The organism is [Eubacterium] eligens ATCC 27750 (assembly GCF_000146185.1).
Taxonomy (GTDB): Bacteria; Bacillota; Clostridia; order Lachnospirales; family Lachnospiraceae; genus Lachnospira; species Lachnospira eligens.
This window is the reverse complement of sequence record NC_012778.1, coordinates 1,221,348-1,239,208: the sequence shown is the minus strand read 5'-3', so window position 1 is coordinate 1,239,208 and position 17,861 is coordinate 1,221,348. Positions and strand designations below refer to the sequence as shown.

Below are 17,861 nucleotides of genomic sequence, written 5' to 3'. Positions count from 1 at the left end.
ATATGCGTATTACGGTTGTATGTGTAGGTAAGATTAAAGAAAAATTTTATACCCAGGCGGTAGATGAGTATTCCAAGAGACTTTCAAGATATTGTAAGCTCGATATTGTAGAGCTGCCTGATGAGAAAACACCGGATAATGCAAGTGATGTTGTCAACGAGCAGATTAAGAACAAGGAAGGGGAGAGAATCCTTTCTGCCATTAAAGATGATGCTTATGTATGCGCACTTGCAATAGAAGGAAAAATGCTTGATTCTGTTGAACTATCAGAAAAGATTGACAGACTTGGAATAGACGGAACAAGCAACATAACATTTGTAATAGGAGGCTCTTTGGGACTGGCAGATGCAGTCCTAAAAAGGGCAGATTATAAGCTGAGTTTTTCAAAAATGACATTTCCACATCAGCTTATGAGAGTTATTCTTTTGGAACAGATATACAGGGCTTACAGGATTATGAAGAATGAGCCATATCACAAGTAGTTAAAGAGGATGGATTATGAAAAGAAGAAAGAAAACAATTGTAATTATAGCAGTATTTCTTGTAGTTGCGCTTCTTATAACAGGATATATCAGGTTTTTTAATGGAAAACCAGTATATTTTACTATGGGAATGAAGGATGACGAGCTTATAAAAACTACAGGTCAGAAAGTGACATATACATGTGAAGCAGAAATACTTATGTCAGATGTAAAAAAAGAATATGAGGAAATGTTTGGCAGCAGTATCTGGAAAGAAAATGTTGGTGATGCAGATTTCGAAAGTTATATAAAAGATCAGATAAAGAGTAAGCTTATGCGTGTCAAGGCAATGAATGCAAAGGCAAAAGAAAAGGGAGTAGTCCTTGGAAGAGATGAGAAGGATTCAGTTAGCAAGGCTGTTGATGCATATTATAATGGTCTTTCTGAAACGCAGATTAGTAATACTGGGATTACTAAGAAAAAACTTAGTGATATGTTCACAGAATTTGCAATTGCAAAAAAATTATATTCAGATATAACTTCTGAAATGGATATAGAAGTAAGTGCTGATGAAGCTAGAGTTATTGATATTCAGTATATTGTTTCAGATTCTGAGGAAGAGATTAATAAAGCATATAATCTTGTTAATTCAGGAAGTTCATTTTTTGCAGTTGCAAAAGAATGTAATGCAGATGGCGAATATGAGTATGAGTTAAAGCGTGGTGAAATGGACAGCACATTTGAAAAAGCAGCTTTTGATTTAGCAACAGGTGAAATGAGTAAGGTTGTTAAAGCAGAGGGCAGATATTATATTATCAGATGTACATCAGATAATGATAAAGCTAAGACAGAGGTTAATAAGACGGCTATTCTTGAAAAAAGAAAGTTAGAGAAGTTTAATGCTGATTTCGAAAAATATGAAGCCGGTCTTTATATGGAATTTAATAACAATGCGTGGAAAAAATTAAGTATCAGAGATGGTTACACATTAGATAGCTGCTTTGAAGATATTTTTAACACATATTTTGGAAAGTAAGAGGAGCGTAATTAATAATGGCAGCTAATAAATATGATGCTAACAGTATATCAATACTGGAAGGTCTTGAAGCGGTAAGAATGAGACCGGGTATGTATATTGGAAGTGTTGGAACTAAGGGACTTAATCATCTTATATATGAGATTGCGGATAATTCAGTGGATGAGCATCTAGCAGGTTTTTGTACACAGATAAATGTAACTCTTAATGATGATGGAACAGCAACTATCAAGGATAATGGACGAGGCATTCCTATAGGAATACACCCTAAAGCCGGAATACCTGCGGTTGAGGTTGTATTTACAGTACTTCATGCAGGCGGTAAGTTCGGAGATGGCGGATATAAGATATCAGGAGGACTTCATGGAGTTGGTGCGTCTGTTGTTAATGCACTTTCTGTATGGCTTGAGGTTGAGATAAGAGTTGACGGTGGAGTGTACAAGCAAAGATACGAGCGTGGAAAAGCAACAGCGCCGCTTGAAAAGATTGGTACATGCAGAAAAAATGATACTGGTACAACTGTTACATTTCTTCCTGATGGAGAAATATTTGAAAAGACAAGATTCAAAGCAGACTCGATAAAGAGCAGGCTTCATGAGACTGCATATCTTAATCCGGGGCTTACAATTGAGTTTGAAGATAAGAGAAAGGGCAGCGAGGATAAGGAAACTTTCCATGAGCCTGACGGACTTAAGGCATATATCAAAGACCTTAACAATGGCAAAGAGACAGTATGCGATATCGTCTACTTTAAGAAGAAGCAGGAAGATATTGAGGTTGAAGTAGCATTTCAGTTTGTTAATGAATTTGAGGAAAATATTCTTGGCTTCTGTAATAACATATACACTCAGGAGGGTGGAACGCATATTACAGGCTTTAAGACCAAGTTTACAATGATTATCAACCAGTATGCGAGAGAACTTGGCATCTTAAAGGATAAGGATGCGAATTTTACAGGTCTTGATGTAAGAAATGGTATGACTGCAGTTGTTGCAGTTAAGCATCCTGCGCCAAGATTTGAGGGACAGACCAAGACCAAGCTTGATAATCCGGATGCTGGTACAGTTGTTGCAAATGTAACAGGTGACGAGGTACAGCTTTATTTCGACAGACATTTGGACGATCTTAACGCTGTAATTGCATGCGCTGAAAAATCTGCGAAGATAAGAAAAGCAGAAGAAAAGGCCAAGACAAATATGCTTACAAAGCAGAAGTTCTCTATAGACAGCAACGGAAAGCTTGCTAATTGTGAGAGTAAGAATCCGGAGGAATGTGAGGTATTCATTGTAGAGGGAGATTCAGCCGGAGGTTCAGCAAAGACTGCAAGAAACAGAAGAACTCAGGCAATTCTTCCAATCAGAGGTAAGATTCTTAATGTTGAAAAGGCAAGTATTGATAAGGTACTTGCCAATGCCGAGATTAAGACAATGATTAATTCATTCAACTGTGGATTCTTAGAGGGCTACGGTAATGACTTTGATATTAGCAGATTAAGATATAATAAGATTATTATCATGACTGATGCCGATGTGGATGGAGCACATATTGATACACTGCTTCTTACATTTTTCTACAGATTCATGCCTGAGCTTATTAATCAGGGACATGTATATATTGCTACACCACCTCTTTACAAGGTTGTTCCTAAGAAGGGCGAGGGTGAATATCTATATGATGACAAGGCACTTGAGGATTACAGAAAGAAGCATACGTCAGGAACATTTACACTTCAGAGATACAAAGGTCTTGGAGAGATGGATCCTGACCAGCTATGGGAGACAACTCTTAATCCTGAAACAAGAATTTTAAAGCAGGTTGAGATTGAGGACGCAAGGCTTGCAACTGAGGTTACAGCAATGCTTATGGGTACAGATGTACCACCTAGAAGAGAATTTATATATACGCATGCTAATGAAGCTGAGATTGATGCGTAAAAGCTAAAGGAGTAGAAAATGGCTGAGAAGATTATAAGGACTGAGTATTCTGAGGTTATGCAGAAGTCCTATATAGATTATTCCATGAGTGTTATTACAGCAAGAGCACTTCCTGATGTAAGAGACGGTTTAAAGCCGGTACAGAGAAGAGTGCTGTATGCCATGGACCGGTTGGGGCTTAATTACGACAAGCCTCACAGAAAGTCTGCACGTATCGTTGGTGATACAATGGGTAAATACCATCCACATGGTGACAGTTCAATATATGAGACACTCGTTGTACTTTCACAGGATTTTAAGAAGGGTATGGCTCTTGTTGACGGACACGGAAACTTCGGTTCTATCGAAGGTGACGGAGCTGCCGCTATGCGATATACAGAAGCTAAGTTAAAAAAGTTCACACAGGACGTATATCTTGCTGACCTTGATAAAAATGTTGTGGATTTCGTGCCTAACTTTGATGAGACAGAAAAAGAGCCTGAGGTTCTTCCTGTAAGAGTACCTAATCTGCTTGTAAATGGTGCAGATGGTATTGCGGTTGGTATGACAACTAATATCCCTCCACACAATCTTTCAGAGGTTGTTGATGCAGTATGTGCATATATGGATAATGAGGATATCACAACAGACGAGCTTATGCAGCTCTGCCCTGGACCGGATTTTCCTACAGGCGGAATTGTAATTAATAAAAGCGAGCTTGGTGCAATATATGAGACTGGAACAGGTAAGATTAAGTTAAGAGGCAAGGTCATATTCGAGCCTGCCAAGAACCGTTCTGAGAAGGACAAGCTTGTTATTACAGAGATTCCATATACAATGATTGGTGCTAACATAGGTAAATTTATATCTGATGTTGTAAGCCTTATAGAGACTAAGAAAACTACCGATATTGTCGACATTTCCAATGAATCTTCTAAGGAAGGAATAAGAATTGTCCTTGAACTTAAGAAGAACGCTGATGTCAAGAATCTTGAAAATCTTCTTTACAAGAAGACCAAGTTGGAAGATACATTTGGCGTAAATATGCTGGCTATCGTTGATGGAAGACCTGAGACCTTAGGTATTAAGGATATAATAAAACACCACATTAATTTCCAGTATGAGCTTGCTACAAGAAAGTACACAACACTTCTTGAAAAGGAGAAGGCTAACAGGGAGATTAAGGAAGGTCTTATAAGAGCATGTGATATTATTGACCTTATTATCGAGATATTACGAGGCAGTGCTAATCTTAAGATGGCTAAGGACTGCCTTGTTAATGGTAATGTTGAGGGAATCAAGTTTAAGTCAGAGCAGTCAAAAAAGCAGGCTGCAGGTCTTGATTTCACAGAAAGACAGGCTGGCGCAATATTGGAAATGCGTCTGTACAAGCTGATTGGCCTTGAAATTCTTAATCTTCAGAAAGAATATGATGAATGTGTCAAGAAGATTGAGAAGTATGAAAAGATACTTGGCAGCAGAAAAGAGATGGCTAAGGTTATCAAGGCTGACCTTCTTAATATTAAAAAGGAATATGGTGTTGAAAGAAGAACTGTAATTGAAGACGGAGAAGCTGCTGTATTTGAGGAAAAGAAGATTCCAGAGATGGAAGTTATGTTTATTATGGACAGATTCGGATATGCAAGAACCATTGATATGGCTGCATTTGAGAGAAATAAAGATGCTGTATTTAATGAGAACAAATATGTCATTCCGGTAATGAACACAGATAAAATCTGCATATTTACTGATACGGGAGATCTGCACCAGTTAAAGATAAAGGATCTGCCATTCACTAAGTTCAGAGATAAAGGCACACCGATTGATAATCTGTGTAACTATGACAGTTCTAAGGAGATAATTGTGTACATTACTCCATTTGAACGACTTAAGAATCAGAAAATGCTTTTTGTTACAAGACAGGGAATGATGAAGCTTGTAGACAGCGAAGAATTCCAGGTTGCAAAGCGTACAGTTGCATGTACAAAATTAGCAGATGACGATAAACTTATCGGAATGTATTCAACAGACGCAAGAGTAGAGATTTATTCAAAGTTCTCACTTGATGGAGAAATCAAGGAAGAAGAGGTTGTCGAGAGCAACCAGAATGTAATTGTACAGACAGAAAATGGAGTGTTCTTAAAGTTCCCATTAACAGATATTCCAATGAAGAAGAAGAGTGCTGTTGGCGTAAGAGGAATCAAGCTTTCAAAAGATGATTATATAGAAGATGTATTCCTGCTTACAGAAGGTGACGAGTTCACAATGGAATATAAGGGCAAGAGTATCAGCTTTGCCAAGATGAAGACGGCACACAGGGATACTAAGGGGACTAAGATAAGAGTATAGTTGTTTAACGGTTGGAGAGTCGAAGAAGTGCTTCACACCATCACAACTAAGGTAAGCGGTCCTAGTGGCTGTAAATGCCGCCATATACAGAGTTTATAACGGTGCTGGAAATCAAACGCGCTTCGCTTGAACGAGATTTCCAGCACCGAACTTTTGTATATGGCGGCATAACACCCACACGGATAGCTTACAATTTAGTTGTGATGGTGTGAAGCACTTCTTCGACATGACCACCCTTAAAAAAGTATATTTTTCTAAAATATAAATGGATAGTTAGTTAAATTGTTTTTGGGTTGGCGAGACTACATTTGAAAGAATAATTTGACCAGCGAGGTCACTTTGTTAGTCAGAATATGGTATGGGATTATCCATACCTTTTTTTATACTGGAGACATATGGCATGAATCAAAATCGGTACTTCGCGGTGGTAGTGTCTGTGAGTTAAGCGTTAGGGACAACGGCATGTAAGCTTACCTAAAGTTGGCACTAATGCTTGACTCACAGACTGTACGACCCCGAAATACTATTTAATTCTCTTCCATATATTTATCATAAATAGCAATAACCTTATTCATAACCTCTGGACCAGGAGCTCCAAGAGTAAGTCTCTTATCTACACAAGTCTGAAGGCTGATTGCCTCGTAGATATCTTCATCAAATACAGGGCTTACAGCCTTGTATTCGTCAAGTGAAAGGTCATCAAGTGCGATATTCTTCTCAATGCACATAAGAACAAGCTGACCGACAATACCGTGGGCTTCTCTGAAAGGAACCCCCTTCTTAACAAGATAGTCAGCAGCATCAGTAGCATTAGTGAAGCCGTTCTTTGCTGAAGCTTCCATTCTCTTGTTGTTGAATTTCATAGTATCAATCATGCCCTTGAAAAGGCTGATGCAACCTTTAGCTGTGTCAAATGCGTCAAATGATAATTCCTTATCTTCCTGCATATCTTTATTGTAAGCAAGAGGAATACCCTTCATTGTTGTAAGGAGACTTATAAGAGCACCATATACTCTGCCTGTCTTACCTCTTACAAGCTCTGCAATATCAGGGTTCTTCTTCTGAGGCATAATAGAGCTTCCTGTACTGAAAGCGTCATCAAGTTCTATGAATCTGTATTCATTAGAATTCCAGATGCATATTTCCTCAGAGAAACGGCTTAAATGCATCATGATAGTTGATAATGCAGATAAGAATTCAATAAGATAATCTCTGTCAGAAACAGAATCCATACTGTTGAGTGTTGGGCCGTAGAAACCAAGAAGAGAAGCAGTAAGTTCTCTGTCTAATGGATAAGTTGTTCCTGCAAGTGCGCCTGCACCAAGAGGGCAGTAATTCATTCTTTCATATATATCGTGAAGTCTGCTTCTGTCGCGCTTGAACATTTCGAAATATGCACCGAAATGATGAGCAACAGTAACAGGCTGTGCCTTCTGAAGATGAGTAAAACCAGGCATAAATGTATGTGTATTTTCTTTCATGATTCTTAAGATAACAGCCATAAGCTCTTTAAGCTCAGCATCAGTATTAAGAACTTCCTGTCTTGTGAAAAGTCTCATATCAAGAGCAACCTGGTCATTTCTGCTTCGTCCTGTGTGAAGTCTCTTTCCGGCATCACCGATTCTCTCAATAAGAGTAGCCTCCATAAATGTATGGATATCCTCGTATTCATCAGTGATTTCAAGCTTTCCTGATTCAATATCAGCAAGAATTCCCTTAAGACCTTCTACAATCTGCTCACTTTCGCTTTCAGGAATAATTCCCTGCTTGCCGAGCATAGTAGCATGTGCAATACTTCCTTCAATATCCTGCTTATAGAACTTCTGGTCAAATGAAATTGATGCGTTGAAGTTGTTGACAAGCTCATTAGTTTCTTTGGTGAATCGTCCACCCCATAATTTCATTTATAAATCCTCCTTGGTTTCATTGTCTTTTAAATTATAATCTGATGTATCATCTTCGAAATCCGGAGATTCGAGATTATCAAAATCATTCATTTCATCAAGAATAGTTTCTTGTATATTCTTATTAAGGAAATTGTAGTCCTCATTATCAGAATGAGATTCTGCAACAGATTCTATAACAGGAAGTTCAAGATACTTTCTGATGAAAACAGGCCAGTTATAAGTATGTATTCTGCCGTTCCTTATAAGACGGGCAGACACATATATGCCAATCAATATAATAATGCTAAATGCAGTTAAAACGCAACCCAATATTAAATTGTGTGGAACATACCTTAATTCAAGTGAGTGTGTTCCGGCTGGAACATCAACACATAACAAAGCGTTCTTCCATACAAATGTATCTACACGTTTGCCATCAACATATACAGACCATCCGGCATCGTACGGAATAGAAAACAGAACAGTCTTGTCAGAAGATAAGCTGATTGATCCTTTAAAATGAGTATCTGTATATGAATCAACCTGATAACTTTCTGCATTGAGAATATTGTAAGCCTTGATTAACTTATCAGAATCAAGCATATAAGCAGTAAGATTCATACCTGTTTCGGCGGTAACTTCCACTGTGTCAGATTTTGTGATATAACCTACATCAATAATTCTGTTATTACTCTTTAAGTTACTGTAAGAATAAGATTTGTCTGAATTATTAAGCGTTACGGTTATGTAATCAACGGACTGGTTGGCAGCTATAAGATACAAATGTCCATCTTTTTGTGGCTTTATAGTACAGTCTGATTCGTTAGGAAATTCATCAACTACAGTGAATACATCACTTATCCCTGTCATATTCTGAATCATAAGATTCTGGTTTTCAATACCGTTATTGGCAGTCATGAAATTCATTTTGGAAGCAGACTGTTCATTAATAGCAAATCCTATCGGAAGAGTATAATTATTTTTATATATGAACTCACCGTCACTTCCTGTATAGTAGCTTCTTAAATTACTTTCTGCAAGAAGCTTGTTGCTTATGGTATATTTAACAGAGAATATCATATCAGTTACTTCTGTGAGACCATTGCATCCATATGCATTGGTTGAATTCTCTAAACCAAGATAATTGAATAGTTTTGACATACCTGCATTACATGTAGAAGAAAATGTGGATACAGTTTTGTAATTATGCCATGCACCATCATTTTTGGTTCTTGCACCAAAAAGCTTGTCCATACGGTAAAATGAATCGTCGTTATCAGCAACTGTTTTAGTAACAGTCTTTACTGCATCATAATCAAGAAGATATGATGTACGGCTCGTTGTACCGATACCTGTCGAATCCATATTAAGAGTACATTCTATGATTGATACAGAAAATGTAAGCAGAAGTACAAGCGGTATTTTAAGCTTTGCATTATTGTTAATAAACATAAGAAGAGCATATAACAATATGAATATTCCACTTACATATGCAATCTTGAATGAATAAGTACTTCCATCCGCCATAAATAACTGTTCAAAAAGAACAAGCAGACCGATTGAAATCCATAATGAAGTACCAATCTGTTTATTAGATAACTCTTTTATATTATATACAGCCTCAAAACACATAGTAAGAACAAAAAATATGTAGATAAAAGACTGTCTGCATGGAAGACTGTTTGGAAAATGCAGTCCGTGCCATATATAATTAGGTATATTGAGGTTAAATGCTGTTAAGAAAATCAGAAGAATTATACATTTTCCAATTTTTTCACGGGCATTGATTTTTTTGCACATAACATAGAGCGGAATAAGCAAAAATACAGCAACACCACAATATATGTTAGGAAAATGTTCAAGTCCGAGATGGACAGGAACATTAATAAGCTGCCTTGTAAGCATTGAAAGTATGCTGAAATATGATTTTAACTGTGCAGGAAATGAAGTGTCACTTGATGCAGATAAAGAAAATGTATAAAATTCCGGCAGTAAAAGGCAGGCACCAAGTCCACCTGCGAGGAGTGAATATATACAGAAATTAATGAATTTCTTTACATATTGTAATATGCTTACCGGACCATTATATGAAATCATAAGTATGATAAAGTAAATAACAACAGAAATACATACCATGATTGAAATATAATAGTTGGTAAATATACATAATCCCAGTGTTATACAGTAGAAGATACATTTATTTTCATTAACAAGTCGTTCAAGACCAAGCATTATTAGTGGTAATAATATTACGCAGTCAAGCCACATGATGTTCCAGCTGTATGCTGCAATGAATCCGGACATTCCATAGAACATGCCAAACAGAGCAGCCACACAGTTTTTAGTATCGAAATGTCTGGTTATGTAATATGTTATTGCAAGACTGCTGCCGGCAATTTTTAATATGATAAGGGAATTCATAATTTCAATCATATATTTCTGCGGAAATAATACAATAAACCAGTTCGCAGGACTGGCAAGATAATACGCATATAATGATGTAAAGTTGGTTCCCATACCAATATCCCATGAATAGGTAAGACTTTCACCATTCCTTATCTTGTGCCACAATTCCGAAAAGAAAGGGGCATACTGGTGATACATGTCTGATCTTAGATAGCAGTCGCTTCCCCATGGAAATATTTCCCGGGTATAATAGAGTGCTGCCATCATAATTAAAGGAAGCACAAATGCTATTACATAAGTCAGATTAGAATTAAGAATTGATTTCTTTGAAGATGTCATGGCTTTCCTCCCTTAGCCGATAATAGTAACATTTTACCAAAGAACAAAAAATGTGTAAACATTTAAACTAAAATTAGGCTTGTATTCGTTGTAACAATTCTGTAAAATATAAAGGTACGCAAAGGGAATTTCCTTGACCTGTAAGTTAAGGAGATTGTACATGAATTATAAAAGAATATTTGTTAAACATAAAGAAACTGTTAAATACTGTATGTGCGCAGTTGTATTGCTGGTTACAGGAACTGTATATTTTTCTGCCGGACAGAAGAAGCGTGAGTATGGGAATACAGTTATAATAACACAGGCAGACACAGAGAATGAAGAATGCACGGATGAAGTGCAGGCAGAGAATGATATATATGTATATGTATGTGGAGATGTGCTTGAACCAGGAGTTATAAAATGTGCTGCAGGAACAAGAATGTATGAGGCAGTACAGATGGCAGGTGGTATGGCTGAATGCGCTGACACAGCAGCTCTTAATATGGCTGGTATTCTTTCTGATGGTGACAGGGTATATATACCCTGTGAAAGTGAACATATATCAGAAACTGATGGTACAGTGTCAACCTCAGGACTGGTTAATATTAACAGGGCAACGGAGAATGAGCTTATGACTCTTCCGGGAATTGGAAGTTCAAGAGCGGCAGACATAATTAATTACAGGAATACTAATGGCAGATTTGACAGGATTGAGGATATAATGAAGGTATCCGGGATAAAAGAGTCCGCATTTAATAAAATTAAGAATTATATAAGTGTATAAAAAGAAAAAGGAGAAGGATATGGCAGGCAGAGTATTGGTTGTTGATGATGAGAAAATGATAGTTAAGGGACTTAAATTCAGTCTTATGCAGGATTACAGTGAGGTTGACTGTGCATATGACGGGGAAGAGGCTCTTGAATATGTCAGAAACAACAAATATGACATTATCCTTCTCGATATTATGCTTCCTAAACTGGATGGATTATCAGTATGCCAGCAGATAAGGGAATTTTCTAATGTTCCTATCATTATGCTGACAGCAAAAGGTGATGACATGGATAAAATTCTGGGACTTGATTATGGAGCGGATGATTATATAACAAAGCCTTTTAATATTCTTGAAGTGAAAGCAAGAATGAAAGCTATTTTAAGGCGTAATTCATCAATAACCCAAAAGGAACAGAAAAGTAATGTGATAAAAGCAGGAGATATGAAAATTGACTGTGACAGCAGAAGTCTATATATTGCAGATAAGGAAATCAATCTTACTGCAAAAGAATTTGACTTGCTGGAGATACTTGCTGTTAATCCGGGAAAAGTGTATAGCCGTGACAACCTGTTAAAGGCTGTATGGGGACAGGATTATACAGGAGATGCAAGAACCGTGGATGTCCACATGAGAAGACTTAGGGAAAAGATTGAGAATAATCCAAGTGAACCTAAGTATGTTCATACAAAGTGGGGAGTAGGATATTACTTTAATGTTTAATAAAAATAAAAATAAAAAGGAAATTAATCGTAGAAAAATCGTATGGATAAGAATTTTTGATAATTTTCTGAAATTTATAAGAAGATATACAGTAATACAGTTTGTTGTAAGTGCAGTTATAATAACTGCAGCTGTTATAGGTACATTTGAAGGCTTTGAGTATATATATAAAGAGTCTGTAATAACACGACAGAAGGCGGTTGTACAGAATGAAGCAATTCTTATTGCGGCTGAGTATGCAGGCTATGCAGGACTTCATGATGCTGAATTGTCTGGCATGGGAAGCAGGCTTAACAGTTATTCAGCAATGAACCAGATAAGAATAAGAATCGTTGATTTGAATTATAATGTTTATGCAGATACTTATTCAACAGATTATGGGAAGACCATAATTAATTCAAAGGTTTTTGATACTGTTGTCAGTCATAAAACCAGCACAGTGTATGATTATAAGTCTGGAGATATACAGGCTGTAACACCTGTATATAATGATGAAGGTGATTTTATTGCAGTACTTGTTGCAGACCTTGATTATACGGAAATTGATTCATTGTTTATGAATGTGAATAGTCAGAATAATAATATTAAGGTTATAATTATTACAATATGTCTTATAGCATTAATTGTTTTGTTACATTTTCTTAACAGACCGGTAAGAAGAATAATAGATATAATGGCTAATGTTAATGCAGGCCATAATGATGAGCGTATTCCTCTGAAGGGATATACTGAAATCCGTGAGATAGCAGAGGATTTTAATGGAATTATGGACAAGGCTAATGAGACAGACCAGTCAAGAGCAGAATTTGTTTCAAATGTGTCACATGAACTTAAGACACCTATTACTTCGATAAAGGTCCTTGCGGAGTCTCTTAACACACAAGAGAATGTTCCGATTGAAGTATATCAGGAATTTATGCAGGATATTGTCACTGAAATTGACAGAGAGAGTAAGATTATTGAAGATCTGCTTACTCTGGTAAGGATGGATAAGACAACAGCAACACTTAATATTACCTCAGTTAATATGAATGAATTACTTGAGATGACACTTAAAAGACTTAAGCCTATAGCCCAGAAGAAGAATATTGAACTGCTGTTTGAGAGCTTCAGACCAGTAGTTGCACAGATAGATGAAGTTAAAATGACTCAGGTTATATCTAATCTTGTAGAGAATGCTATAAAATATAATGTAGATGATGGCTGGGTACATGTATCTTTAAATGCGGATTATCAGTATTTCTATATAAGAGTTGAAGATTCAGGAATAGGAATACCAGAGGAAAGCCAGAATAAGATATTTGAGAGATTCTACAGGGTTGATAAGGCAAGGTCAAGAGAAACAGGTGGAACAGGACTGGGACTTGCTATTGTGAGAAATATAATACTTTTACACCATGGAACAATAAAAGTTCATAGTGAGGAAAATATAGGAACTACATTTACAATGAGAGTACCTCTTAATTATGTAGAAGTACAATAATGCTGTCAGGAAAGGAGAACTGTAAATATGCCTAAGAAAATATCATCAGCAATATTATGCGTGATTGCTATTATGGTTCCAATGTTTATGGTGTCTGCCTGTACCCAGAAGCAGCATGGGACAGCATATAAAGTTTATTATGCGAATAATCAGGGAACATCTCTGCTTGAAAATGTTATATTTATAGATGAAAATGACCAGTATGTTATAGCACAGCGTCTGCTGGATAGCATGAATTCTGAAAGTAGTAAGGAATGTAGTGTTATTAAGCCTGTTAATGTCAATTCTCCGACAGTTGAATTTGACAGTATATATGTTAATGTGTATTTTGACAGCAGTTATTATGATATGAAGCCTTCAACAGAGGTTCTGTACAGGGCTGCTGTTGTAAAAGAATTATGTCAGATAGAAGGCGTTACTTATGTAAGATTTTATGTTGATGGTAAGGATGCTGTATATGAGGACGGAAGCAATATAGGTAATATGAGCGCAGAAGATTTTATCGATTCCTCAGAAGGTGCTGTGGCTGATGTGAAGTGGGTTACAATTAATCTGTATTATGCAAATAAAACAGGTGATGCTCTTATAAAGACTAAGAAAAAAATATGTTACAACAAAAATGTTTCTCTGGAAAAGGTAGTTGTGGAACAGATTATCAGCGGACCGGAGGAGAGAGGATATTATCAGTCGGTACCATCAAGTACCAAGTTGTTAAGTATATCAGTTATAGACAGGATATGTTATGTGAATTTTAGTTCTGAATTTGCATCTGATATGGTTAATGCTAAGAGTAATGTTACTTTATATTCTTTAGTTGATTCACTTGTCGGGCTTGATGGAATTGATGGTGTAAAGATTCTTGTAAATGGTAATTCTAATCTTATGTATCGTGATGTTATAAGTCTTGATGGTATTTTTTACATGAATAATGAAATTGTTGAAAAATAATTATATCTACGGTTATTTCCAGAAAGGAAATACTTGAAAAGACCTTTTTTTGTTGCAGCAGTTATCGGACTGGCTGCTGCGTATTTGTCAATATATTCATCTGGATATATTGTATTGTCAGCAGGCGTTATAATTATTGCTTGCTATTTTATATTCTATAAATACAGTAAAACACCATTGTTTTACATTCTGTTTGTTTTGATTTTTCCAATTATGGTAATAAGAACTGAATATTACAGCAGGGGGATGCGTTATCAGGGAAAGCTGACGCAGGACTGTTACGCATATATAAAAGGCGAAGCAGTGTCTGTAATAAAAGGTGGTAACAGTTATGCAACAAGGCTTAATAATGCATTGCTCATTCCTGACTGGAAAAATAATGATGAAAAGGTTAATGAATCGGTAAAATCTGGAATTATTATATATTCGGAAGATTCATTCTGTCATGCTGGTGATTATATCTGGGTGAGAGTAAAACTAAAGGATTTTGAAGAACCAACAAATGAAGGCCAGTTTAATGCAAGAGCTTATTATACATCAGATGGTATTAATTATCAGGGGATTTTTAATAAAACTGTTAATATAACACCATGCGAAGGAACTTTAAAAGCAAGCCTGTTAAATATAGCTGATTCAATAAAAAATGTATATGTTAATACATTTACACAAAAGAATGCAGGTACCATGAGGGCGATTGTGCTTGGGGACAGGAGTGTTCTGGATGATGAGATTAAGGAGTTATACAAGAAAAACGGAATATCACATATTCTTGCAATCAGTGCACTTCATATAACGATGGTTGGTATGCTGGTATACAGGATGCTGAAAAAAATTATAAGCGTAATACAGGCGGCAGTGTTAAGCAGCGTTATAATGCTTTTCTATCTGTATATTACAGGAAACAGCGTGTCTGCCGGGCGTGCTGTCATTATGATTCTTGTTTTTATGCTTGCAGATGTGCTTGGCAGAACAAGTGATGGTGCTAATACGCTTGGATTGGCGGTTGTAATACTAATTATCAGAAATCCTTATTGTATAAGTAACGCAGGTTTTTTAATGTCATTTCTTGCTATGGCAGGAATTATATTTGTAAAGCCGATTTTTTCTAATGAAGAAACAATTATGCTTTTTTTCAGAAAAAAGAAAATGGTATCCATTACAGAAATGTTTATATACCACAATATCATAGATATGCTGATTACAGGCTTGTGTGTTCAGATTGCAACGCTTCCTGTTGTTTTAAGCATGTCAGGACAGATTGCCATTATAAGTCTTTTGCTTAATATAGTAGTTATACCGTTGATGTCAGTTATTATGGTAAGTGGGATATTAACAGGAATTATGGGACTTATATCAATGAAAGCTGCGATATGGACTGCAGGTGCCGGAGAGTACATTCTTGACTTATATAGCTGGTTGTGTGAAAAGGCATCAGGTTCATCAGGTGCAGTTATAGTAACAGGTCATCCTCCGGAAAAAGCGGTTGTTTTGTATTATGTGTTTCTTATTGTATGGTGTGTGATTTATTATATGAAAGTATTTTCCGGTATTTCAGGGAAATATAGAAATGTACTGCCTGCAATATTGTATTTGATTATTACTATACAGTTAAGATATAATACAGGCTGTTCAATGAAGATAAGTATGCTTGATGTGGGACAGGGAGATTCAATAGTTTTGCAGACAAGTGATGGCTTCAATGCTTTATTTGATGGAGGGAGTACAAGCAAGAAGAATATTGGACGGTACAGGATATATACTTATCTGAAATATGCCGGGGTACGGAGTCTTGATTATGTATTTGTGAGTCATCCCGATAAGGATCACATAAGTGGAATATACGAACTTATTGATATGTGTGATAATACATTTGAAATAAAAAACATTGTTCTGCCGCATATTAACGATACGGATGAAACATTATTGGAAATCAGGAAAATGGCTGACAGAGTAGGAATAAATGTTTTATACGCGTGCAGGGGAGATGCTTTATCAGCAGGTAATCTTAGTATAAGCTGTGTACATCCATGTAAGAACTACAATTATGAATCAGCTAATGACTATTCAGCAGTCTATCTTATATCATTTGGAAAATTTTCCATGCTTATGACAGGAGATGCAGAGAGTAAAGCAGAGAAATGTCTGATACAGGATGCCAGAAAGTCAGACAGTGTGGTGGATTTGCAGAAGCTGTCTGGCATAAATGTATTAAAAGCTGGGCATCATGGCAGCAGAGGTGCAAGTTCAGAGAATTTTTTAAGGTTTGTTAAGCCTGAAACTGCACTGATATCCTGTGGAGTGGATAATTCATATGGACATCCGCATAATGAGACTTTGCAGAGATTAAAAGAGGCAGGTACGAAGGTGTACAGGACTGATGACAGAGGAGAGATTATGGTGCGGGTATGGGAAGATTCATATGCGATTGAAGTGTTTGGTGAGCAAAAAGAATAGAAGATGCATAGCATGCTATGATAAAATATTTTCAACTTGAACCACTTGTACATATCTGATACTATTGTTTAAGATTAGAAACGGAGGCAGCAGGTTTGAAGGTCATAAGTGATGATATTAAAAAGGGCGAATTTAAGAGTGTATATCTTCTGTATGGAGAGGAAGAGTATCTTAAGAAGCAGTACAGAGACAGATTAAAGAATGCTATAGCTGGTGATGATACTATGAATTATTCATATTATGATTCGGATAATGCCAGCGTTAAGGATATAATTGATGTGTGTGAAACGCTGCCTTTTTTTGCCCAGAAGAGACTTGTTATAATGGAAAATACCGGTTTTTTGAAAAGTTCTAATGACGAGCTTGCAGATTATATTAAACATATTCCTGATTATCTTGTTATTGTTATGGTAGAAAAAGATGTGGACAAGCGTAATAAGGTATATAAGGCAGTTGATTCTGTGGGATATGTATGCGAGATGAAGCCACAGACAACTGCTACTCTTGAAAAATGGATAGCAGGGCTTCTTGCTAAGGATAATCTTAAAATAAGCAGGGAAGCCTGTGATTTGATACTTGATAAGACAGGTGCAGGCATGGATTATATAAGGCAGGAAATAGAGAAGCTTGTAAGTTATTGTCAGGGAAGGAATGTTGTGACAGCAGAAGATGTAGAGAAAGTATGTGCAACACAGACAACAAGCCATATATTTGATATGATAAGTGCAATTGCGAATAAGAAACAACAGCAGGCACTTGATTTATATTATGATTTGTTGGAATTAAAAGAACCTCCTATGAGAATACTTTATCTTATAGTAAGACAGTTTAACGGAATATTACAGGTGAAGGATCTTATGTCAAGGGGTATTTCAGGTAAAGAGATTGCATCAAAGATAGGAGCAGCACCATTTGTTGTCGGTAAATATCAGGCACAGGCAAAATATTTTGAGATGAATACACTGTTGGATGCATTGAATGAATGTGCGAAAACAGAAGAAGCAGTTAAGCAGGGAAGGCTTAATGACAGGCTGGGAGTAGAACTTATTATAATTAAATACAGCAAATAAAAAAGAACCCGGTGCGAGTGGGTGTCAGCACCGGGTTCTTT

Annotated in this window: 12 protein-coding genes; 10 read left to right on the top strand and 2 right to left on the bottom strand. The window is 36.5% G+C overall.

Annotated elements, in window-relative coordinates; all coding sequences use genetic code 11:
- Nucleotides 1-2 precede the first annotated feature (2 nt).
- The 4 genes from rlmH to EUBELI_RS05890 are packed head-to-tail and all read left to right on the top strand — an operon-like array spanning nt 3 to nt 5,759.
- Complete coding sequence (gene rlmH, locus EUBELI_RS05905; RefSeq protein ID WP_012739454.1) at nt 3-482, top strand: 23S rRNA (pseudouridine(1915)-N(3))-methyltransferase RlmH; 480 nt, start codon at nt 3-5, stop codon at nt 480-482.
- Nucleotides 483-498: 16 nt separating this feature from the next.
- On the top strand, nt 499-1,497 hold the full coding sequence (locus tag EUBELI_RS05900; protein WP_012739453.1) for a peptidylprolyl isomerase: 999 nt from the start codon (nt 499-501) through the stop codon (nt 1,495-1,497).
- 17 nt (nt 1,498-1,514) lie between these two features.
- Nucleotides 1,515-3,431 carry a DNA gyrase/topoisomerase IV subunit B gene (locus EUBELI_RS05895; protein WP_012739452.1) on the top strand — a complete coding sequence of 639 codons (1,917 nt, stop codon included), beginning with the start codon at nt 1,515-1,517 and terminating at the stop codon, nt 3,429-3,431.
- Nucleotides 3,432-3,449: 18 nt separating this feature from the next.
- A complete protein-coding gene (locus EUBELI_RS05890; protein ID WP_012739451.1) occupies nt 3,450-5,759 on the top strand; it encodes a DNA gyrase/topoisomerase IV subunit A in 2,310 nt (769 codons plus the stop codon).
- A gap of 527 nt (nt 5,760-6,286) precedes the next feature.
- Here the strand turns inward: EUBELI_RS05890 and argH are convergent.
- Nucleotides 6,287-7,663 (bottom strand): argininosuccinate lyase, encoded by a 1,377-nt coding sequence (gene argH, locus EUBELI_RS05885; RefSeq protein ID WP_012739450.1) that lies wholly within the window; start codon nt 7,661-7,663, stop codon nt 6,287-6,289.
- Nucleotides 7,664-10,390: a YfhO family protein gene (locus EUBELI_RS05880; RefSeq protein WP_012739449.1), complete on the bottom strand. Its 2,727-nt coding sequence runs from the start codon at nt 10,388-10,390 to the stop codon at nt 7,664-7,666. It lies immediately after the preceding gene.
- A 160-nt stretch (nt 10,391-10,550) separates the two neighbouring features.
- On the opposite strand from EUBELI_RS05880, the gene EUBELI_RS05875 reads away from it, so the two are divergent.
- From EUBELI_RS05875 to holA, 6 genes are all read left to right on the top strand, one after another.
- A complete protein-coding gene (locus tag EUBELI_RS05875; protein ID WP_012739448.1) occupies nt 10,551-11,156 on the top strand; it encodes a helix-hairpin-helix domain-containing protein in 606 nt (201 codons plus the stop codon).
- 19 nt (nt 11,157-11,175) lie between these two features.
- Nucleotides 11,176-11,865, top strand: a complete 690-nt coding sequence (locus tag EUBELI_RS05870) for a response regulator transcription factor (protein WP_041688125.1) — start codon at nt 11,176-11,178, stop codon at nt 11,863-11,865.
- Nucleotides 11,858-13,348: a HAMP domain-containing sensor histidine kinase gene (locus EUBELI_RS05865; protein ID WP_012739446.1), complete on the top strand. Its 1,491-nt coding sequence runs from the start codon at nt 11,858-11,860 to the stop codon at nt 13,346-13,348. Before EUBELI_RS05870 ends, EUBELI_RS05865 begins: the two co-directional genes overlap by 8 nt.
- 27 nt (nt 13,349-13,375) lie before the next feature.
- Nucleotides 13,376-14,296 (top strand): GerMN domain-containing protein, encoded by a 921-nt coding sequence (locus tag EUBELI_RS13600; RefSeq protein ID WP_012739445.1) that lies wholly within the window; start codon nt 13,376-13,378, stop codon nt 14,294-14,296.
- Nucleotides 14,297-14,329: 33 nt separating this feature from the next.
- Complete coding sequence (locus EUBELI_RS05855; RefSeq protein ID WP_012739444.1) at nt 14,330-16,750, top strand: DNA internalization-related competence protein ComEC/Rec2; 2,421 nt, start codon at nt 14,330-14,332, stop codon at nt 16,748-16,750.
- 95 nt (nt 16,751-16,845) lie between these two features.
- Nucleotides 16,846-17,820, top strand: coding sequence for a DNA polymerase III subunit delta (gene holA, locus EUBELI_RS05850; protein WP_012739443.1), 975 nt, complete (start codon nt 16,846-16,848; stop codon nt 17,818-17,820).
- Nucleotides 17,821-17,861: the final 41 nt, after the last annotated feature.